Source organism: Desulfurispora sp., assembly GCF_052744395.1.
The window spans coordinates 1-7,039 of the sequence record NZ_JBRAJI010000068.1 but is presented as its reverse complement, the minus strand read 5'-3'; the positions used below and the strand labels follow the sequence as shown (position 1 = coordinate 7,039).

Annotated in this window: 9 protein-coding genes, 1 tRNA gene and 1 other RNA gene; all 11 read right to left on the bottom strand. The window is 60.9% G+C overall.

Features of this window, described 5'->3' with window-relative positions; translation table 11 throughout:
- On the bottom strand, positions 1 to 1,353 hold a 1,353-nt coding region (gene dnaX, locus ACUVTU_RS12855; protein WP_445890354.1), incomplete at its 3' end, for a DNA polymerase III subunit gamma/tau.
- Positions 1,354 to 1,454: 101 nt separating this feature from the next.
- An RNA gene (gene ffs / locus ACUVTU_RS12850) (signal recognition particle sRNA large type) lies at positions 1,455 to 1,719 on the bottom strand.
- Positions 1,720 to 1,738: 19 nt separating this feature from the next.
- Positions 1,739 to 1,828 (bottom strand) — tRNA-Ser (locus ACUVTU_RS12845).
- 104 nt (positions 1,829 to 1,932) lie between these two features.
- Positions 1,933 to 2,709: a hypothetical protein gene (locus ACUVTU_RS12840; RefSeq protein WP_445890353.1), complete on the bottom strand. Its 777-nt coding sequence runs from the start codon at positions 2,707 to 2,709 to the stop codon at positions 1,933 to 1,935.
- Positions 2,710 to 3,114: 405 nt separating this feature from the next.
- Positions 3,115 to 3,963: a 3-deoxy-7-phosphoheptulonate synthase gene (aroF, locus tag ACUVTU_RS12835; protein WP_445890352.1), complete on the bottom strand. Its 849-nt coding sequence runs from the start codon at positions 3,961 to 3,963 to the stop codon at positions 3,115 to 3,117.
- A 362-nt stretch (positions 3,964 to 4,325) separates the two neighbouring features.
- Positions 4,326 to 4,580, bottom strand: coding sequence for a hypothetical protein (locus tag ACUVTU_RS12830; protein WP_445890351.1), 255 nt, complete (start codon positions 4,578 to 4,580; stop codon positions 4,326 to 4,328).
- Between the two features lie 121 nt (positions 4,581 to 4,701).
- Complete coding sequence (locus tag ACUVTU_RS12825) at positions 4,702 to 5,244, bottom strand: N-acetylmuramoyl-L-alanine amidase family protein (protein WP_445890350.1); 543 nt, start codon at positions 5,242 to 5,244, stop codon at positions 4,702 to 4,704.
- Positions 5,245 to 5,439: 195 nt separating this feature from the next.
- On the bottom strand, positions 5,440 to 5,742 hold the full coding sequence (locus tag ACUVTU_RS12820; protein ID WP_445890349.1) for a hypothetical protein: 303 nt from the start codon (positions 5,740 to 5,742) through the stop codon (positions 5,440 to 5,442).
- A gap of 161 nt (positions 5,743 to 5,903) precedes the next feature.
- A complete protein-coding gene (locus ACUVTU_RS12815; protein ID WP_445890348.1) occupies positions 5,904 to 6,128 on the bottom strand; it encodes a DUF2922 domain-containing protein in 225 nt (74 codons plus the stop codon).
- 145 nt (positions 6,129 to 6,273) lie between these two features.
- Positions 6,274 to 6,498, bottom strand: coding sequence for a DUF1659 domain-containing protein (locus ACUVTU_RS12810; RefSeq protein WP_445890347.1), 225 nt, complete (start codon positions 6,496 to 6,498; stop codon positions 6,274 to 6,276).
- A 227-nt stretch (positions 6,499 to 6,725) separates the two neighbouring features.
- Positions 6,726 to 7,013: a hypothetical protein gene (locus tag ACUVTU_RS12805; protein WP_445890346.1), complete on the bottom strand. Its 288-nt coding sequence runs from the start codon at positions 7,011 to 7,013 to the stop codon at positions 6,726 to 6,728.
- Positions 7,014 to 7,039 lie beyond the last annotated feature (26 nt).

The following is a 7,039-nucleotide window of genomic DNA, read 5'->3' as shown; positions in this document are numbered from 1 at the left end:
GGGCCGGCTCAGCGCTGCGCCAGCAGGGGGCGGGGCTTCCGCCGCAGGTACCGCGCCGGCAGGGGGCGGGGATTCCGCCGCAGGTACCGCCCTGGCCGGCAGACCATCCCCCGGCGTGTCCCGCCCTTCCGCGGCCAGGCCGGGGGCAGTGGGCGCCGCAGAAGCCACTGCCGCTCCCCCGTCCCGGCGGCCGGCCAGCTGCCGCACCGCTTCCCCCAGGCGGGAAAGCTGCAGCTCCAGGCGCTGCACCCGGCGCTCCAGCGCCTCGCCGGGAGCCGGGGCGTCCAGGGCGGCCTGGGTCAGGGCCAGCTCCAGCAACAGGCGCGGCGAGGGGCTAAAGCGCAGCTCCGGCCCGGCCCGGGCCAGGGTCTCCAGCACACGCATCAGGCGGGGCAGCTCCTCTCTGGACAGCGGCGGCCCGGCCGTGCTCCCTTCCTCCGGCGGGAAATCATCCTCGTAGCGCAGCGCCGCCAGCCACAGCTCCCGCAAATAAGCGCACAGATCGTTCAGCAACAAGGCCAGATCCCGCCCCTGCCGGTAGGCCTGGTCCACCAGCTCCAGAGCCGCCGCCACATCGCCGGCCAAAAGGGCGCTTTTCAGGCCCTCCAGCACCTCGGGCCCCACACTGCCCAGCAGCTCCCGCACGTCGGCCGCGCGGATCACCCCGGCACTGTAAGCCGCCAGCTGGTCCAGCACGGCCAGGGCGTCGCGCAGGCCGCCCCCGGCCGCCCGCACAATCAGCCCGAGCGCCGCCGGCTCCATCTCCAGCCCGGCCGCCGCCGCCACCTCCTCAAGCCGCTGCGCCACCACGGCATCGTCCAGGCGGTGGAAATCAAAGCGCTGGCAGCGGGAGAGGATGGTCAGGGGCACCTTGTGGGCCTCGGTGGTAGCCAGAATGAACACCACATGGCCGGGCGGCTCCTCCAGGGTTTTTAAAAGGGCGTTGAAAGCCTCGCCCGTGAGCATATGTACCTCGTCGATAATGAACACCCGGTAGCGGCCCAGGGCCGGGGAAAGGCGCACCTTTTCCCGCAGTTCCCGCACCTCGTCAATGCCGCGGTGGGAAGCGGCGTCGATCTCCAGCACATCCAGGGCGCTGCCCGCCTCGATGTCCCGGCAGCTGGCACACCGGCCGCAGGGCTCGCCCTGCTGCGGATCCAGACAGTTCAAGGCCGCCGCCAGCACCCGGGCCGTGCTGGTCTTGCCTGTGCCCCGGGGGCCACAGAAACAGTAGGCATGGGCCACCCGGCCAGTGCGCACAGCATTGTGCAGCGTGCGGGTAATGTGCTCCTGCCCGGCAATGCGGGCAAAAGTTTTGGGCCGCCACTGGCGGTACAGGGCCAGATAAGCCAAGGCCAATCCACCTTCTTTAAAATTTTGCGCACAAAAAAGTCCCCAAACCAGCAAAGGGAGCCGGGGCTTTTTGGCCACGACTCCCTGCTGCAAAATTACGGCCGTGCACCTGCCGTTGAATAATAGCTTCCGGGCGTTACCCCGGCAGGTAGCTCGGGCCAGGCACCCTTGCGGCACCCGGAGGGCCTTCCTTAGTGCTGCTTCCGTCAGGACCTGACACGGTTCAGAAGTCTCCGTCGCGCAAGACCCGGCCGTCAACACCCCTTACCGGAGCCGGACCCCACAAGCTAAACCCGCGGGCAGGAGTTCGACCCCGCTACAGCGGTTTGCGGGTGCAGGGCACCGCTACCTCCCCGTCTAGCACGGCCAAAGGAGAAAATAAAAATGGCGGAGAGAGTGGGATTCGAACCCACGAGACGGTTTCCCGCCCACACGCTCTCCAGGCGTGCGCCTTCATCCACTCGGCCATCTCTCCGTGCACTACTTTGGGAAAATGCTATTCACTTCACCCGGCATGTACCGCGCATAGAGTATTATACACAATATCGCCCGCCGGTGCAAGGGGGTATTCTGAGAGCCTCATGCCTCCAGGTGCTCCAGCCATTCCCGCCGGTTTGCCAGAAAAGACTGCAGGTACTTGTTAAAATTCACCTCATACAGCTCCCGGCTATTATTCCACTCAAAATACCTTAAGCTAGAAATGAAGGCATAAAATCTGTCGTCCTTGAGAAGCCGCACCCCCAGATGGTTCTTAAAGATAGCCCTATTGGTATTATCTCCGGCATTTTTTACAATAGTCCTTATCACGCCCAGCAGAATATCGGTTAGCTCCAGTCCTATTTCTTCTCCCTTGGGAGTAAGTTTGCAATCGGTTACCCGAAAATTCTCCCCTCTGTATATTGCCTGCATGTTTAATTGCTCAACTATTTTTTTCTGCAAATTACAGTTAACGTACTCTGTAGCCCGTTCAATATGAACAGTGGCTTTGATACTCAAATCACAACCCGCGCTCCTCAACAATCCATATAAGATTCTTTCAGGCAATTTTTCATAGATCATGCTTTTAAAGCTTTTCGCATCAACACCGCCCGGTTTCATGTATCTGAGCACAATAAGTCTCAAAAGTTTATGATACTTCATTATACAATTGAACAGCCTGACAATATCTTTTGCATATTTTTCCCCAGAACTAGACGCCCAGTGCAAGCAAAGACCTTCTTTTAACTCTTTGTTTAGTTTAACTATATCACTTAATCCGTAGATGTTTTCCGGTATCATCAATGCGCCCATAAGAAATGGATTATTATGATTTTTACCGCTCTCATCAAAAAACAGACGACAACAAAAATCAGCCATACTGCCCCCCCGGCTCCACTGCAATAAATCACTGCAATAAATTAAGAGCAAAAAGGTTAAACAAAGAACTTGACATTCTGACAAAGAAAAAATACAACGTGCGTACAGGGGCGATTCTCACTGTGTGACCAGTGCGAAACCCCTGAGGAGGAAGGAACCCACTCTATGGAGTGATTCACCTCCTCCGTTCGCGTTTATAGCTCATTGATGTGGTCAGCGTTTTTTGTAACGCTGACCATACTTCTTCAGGGTATTCGTCCATATTTTCATTCCTGCCGAATATTATAACATTATCATCTGTTATTCGCCAATATATTCCTGCGGGTAAGATCCTTGTATCCTACCAAACTGCGAAAAAGAATTGATAAAAGAAGGGTGAAGCCGTTAACGCTTCACCCTTCTTTATTAACACACCGTCACCACATCCCGGCCCATGGCCCGGGCCAGCGCCCGCAGCTGCCCCATCAGGGCGGCAAAAGCCTCGGGCGTCAGCGACTGCTGGCCGTCGCACAGCGCCTTTTCCGGGCAGGGGTGCACCTCGATGAGCAGGCCGTCCGCCCCGGCCGCCAGCGCCGCCCGGGCCATGGCCGGCACAAAGCGGGCCCGCCCCACGGCGTGGCTGGGATCCACCACCACGGGCAGGTGGGTGAGCTGCTTTACCACCGCCACGGCGGAAAGATCCAGCGTATTGCGCAAAAGCGGGTCAAAACCGCGGATGCCCCGCTCGCACAAAAGCACCTGCCGGTTGCCGGCCGCCATGATGTACTCGGCCGCGCACAGCCATTCCTCAATGGTAGCCGACTGGCCCCTTTTCAGCAGCACCGGCTTGCCGGCCAGGGCCACCTCGTGCAGCAGGCTGAAGTTCTGCATGTTGCGCGTGCCGATCTGCAAAATATCGGCACAGCGGCTCACCTGCTCCACCTGGCGCGGGTCCAGCACCTCGGTGATCACGGGCAGGCCGCTTTTTTGCCGCGCGGCGGCCAAAAGCGCCAGCCCCTCCTCGCCCAGCCCCTGGAAACTGTAGGGCGAAGTGCGCGGCTTAAACGCCCCGCCCCGCAGCACCGCCGCCCCGGCCCGGCGCACGGCGCGGGCGCACTCCAGCAACTGCTCCTCACTTTCCACGGCGCAGGGACCGGCCATCACCACCACATGGCCATCGCCAATGGTCACCCTGCCCACCTGCACCCGCGTATCCTGCGGGCACTCCTCCCGGCTGGCCAGCCTAAATGGCACAGCCTTCGCATTTTGGATCATGTTTTTTCCCTCCATTCTGCCATCCTGCATAATAAAAACCCAAAAGCCCGCGCTTTGCCCCGCGCGCCAAACCACACCCGCTGGACAAAAGGCAGGCCCTTCCGCACCCCACAGCGCTGCCGGTTCACCCCGGCCGGCGCTACCATCCTGCTCCCGGCGCGGCCGCAAAAGCCCCCGCAAAGGCCCCTCCGGCCGGACCGGGAAAACCACACTCCCCGCGGGGCGCCACAACCGCCCCGCCACTGCCTACCTGCCATCCTGCTATAATAAACATATACCACAAAAAGAGCTCCCTGCCAAGAGGATTTTTGCCGCTGCTTTACCCCGGCACCCGGGGCCCTGCCCGGTGGGCCCGTGGACCATTACTCTTTCCGCCCCAGGGCGGCCCGGCCGAAACCATACAGCCCGCCGGCCACGGCGCCCAGCAAAAGCCCCTCTTTCACTGCCGACAAAAGCGCTTCCCCCGGCTGCAGGAAATAACACCACAGGGCACTCAACAGCCCGCCCAGCCCGCAGGCCAGCGCGGGCACATAAAACCGGTCCAGGCCCAGCCGCTTGGCCAGCTCCACCAGCCAGACCACCAGGCCGGTAATGATGACAGCTGCAGCATCATCCACACACCTCACCCCCCTTAAACAAACAGCCTGCTACCATGCACCGCATCCACTGCCCGCCGCTTCCACCAACCCCGCCCCGCAGAGCCGGTCCGAAAGCCAGGCCATAGCTGCTACCGCCCGCCTACAGCCCCAAAAACTCGCCAATCCCCCGCGCCAGGGCCCGGCCCGCATTTTGCCGCACAACCTGGTCGCGCAAAAGCTCCTCCTCCACCGTATTGGACAAAAAAGCCACTTCCACCAGGGCCGCCGGCATGCGGGTCTGTCGCAGTACCGCATAGCGCGCTATCTTCACTCCCCGGTCAGGCAGATACAGCGAGCGCACCAGTTGCTGCTGCAAAAGTACGGCCAGGCGCCGCCCGGCCGCACTGCCGGGGAAGCAAAAGGTTTCCGTGCCCCGGGCCCGCCGGTCCACCGAACTGTTGCAGTGCACACTGACAAAACAGTCGGCCCGGGCGGCATTGGCCAGGGCTGCCCGCTGCGCCAGAGTGACATTTTCATCCCCCTGCCGGGTCAACAAAACCTCGGCCAGACCCTCCAGCGCCTGATAGGCCGCCAGGCAAATGGCCATGTTGATCTCCTTTTCTCTCAAGCCGCTGCGACTCACCGCCCCGGGACTGCGGCCACCGTGCCCGGGATCCAGTACCACCAGTAGTTTGCCGGACAAAACCTACCACCCTTTCCGCCATTCTGGGCCGGGCACTTCCCCGCCCGGCCTGTTCCCATGTTAGCACACAAGTTCTGGGCCTGCCCAAGGAACATATATTCCGATAATGTGAGATAGCCATGGCGATCACCCGTTCTGCAAGCCGATCTAGCTCTGGCGCAATCTGACAGAATATTTTTTCGGGGCCCCGCCAGGCTAACCCCTGGTCAGCACATACACCGCCAGGCTGCTGCAGAGAGAGAGCAGCACAGCCACCCAGGCCGGGTAGCCCCGGCTCTCGCGAATCCTGCGCTCCACCTGCTCGCCGCAGCTCTGGCGGCAGCCCTCGCACTCCCGGCGCGAGACCGGGTCGCGGGCGGCCAACTCGTCCAGCCGCTGGTAGACGCGCTTTAAGCTCTCACTGTGATCGCGGCGCATCTCTTTCAGATCGGCCTTGATCTCCTTGAGGTCCTCCTGTACAAATACCAGCTGGGCCCGCAGCGCTTCCTCGCCCGACAAACCCCTCACCTCCTTAAATCATTCCCTTCCAGCGCCGCCCGGCCAGGGCATAAAGCTCGCCCAACTAAAAAAGCGCCCCTTTGGCACAGGGGCGCGGCCTGCTTTACGCCGCGCACAGCCGGGCGCATACCAGTAAACAGCATGACGCCCCGCACCGCACCTTAAGGCGTAGCGTCGAAGAGCGTATTGCGGCTGGTATCCACAATTTCGGCCAGGGACTTTTCTACCAGATCGCCGCCGCTGCTGGTGAAGATGTTCTTGCTGATGATCTGGTCCATGGCACTGGTCACCTGAGCCTGGGTGAGGGTGTCCTTGGGATTGTCCAGAGTTAAAGTCACCGCCCGCCCGGCCGCATTGCGGAACACCATGCGCAGCACTTTGGCCATAGGCGCCTTTCACCTCCTTTTCCAGATTTCCCCCCGGCTGCTACCGCGCCTGGCCCGGCCAGAAACCACTTCGCCGGCCAATACAGCGCCCGGCAGCGGACCAAGGGCTGCTGTGCGCCGTCCTTAGAACGGCCAGCCTCCTGCATTACGAGTTCTGCAGAGCACCGGAATCGATGCGCAGGATGTTGTTCACCCCGTAGTTTTGTAGACCGGCCAGCAGGGCGGCCACCGCGTATACATCGTCGTGACTGGCCGAGGGCTTGACATTGCTGAAGGTCTTGTTGCGGGTAATGGGGTTGCCCTGCCCGTCCACCCCGGTCTGCAGTACCAGGCGCAGCGCACTGCCCGTTGCCACTCGGGTTACCGGCATGTGCCTTTCACCTCCTTGCCTCTTTTCTGCCCGGCGGACCACCGCCCGCCCGGCTGAGTCTATGGTAGCACACAGGTTCGGAGCCTGTCCAAGGATCATATGTGTCATTAAAACAAAATGGCCAGAGCGATCGGATGTTCTGCAAGCCGATCTTGCTCTGGCGCATAATTTCATAAATTTTTCCGGAACATGTTTTCGGTATTTAACCACCCGGCAAACCACGCCCCTCACCGCCAGATGGCCGCCAGGGTGCGCAGCACCAGCATAAAATCCAGCCACAGGCTGCGCTGCCGCACATAGCGGCAGTAGTAATCCAGCTTCACCGGCAGGATCTGCTGCACATACACGGTTTCCGGGTCGGCCGCCCCTTCCGCACTGGCCGCCGCCAAAAGGCGGCTTTCCTCCTTGAACTCCAGCGCGGCAAAGTCGGTAATGCCCGGCGGCACGGAGAACACGATGTCCCGCACCAGCGAAAGATGGATAGATATAAACCTGGATCCGTGATACCATCTCACCAATAACCATTTTCAGGCATAATCTG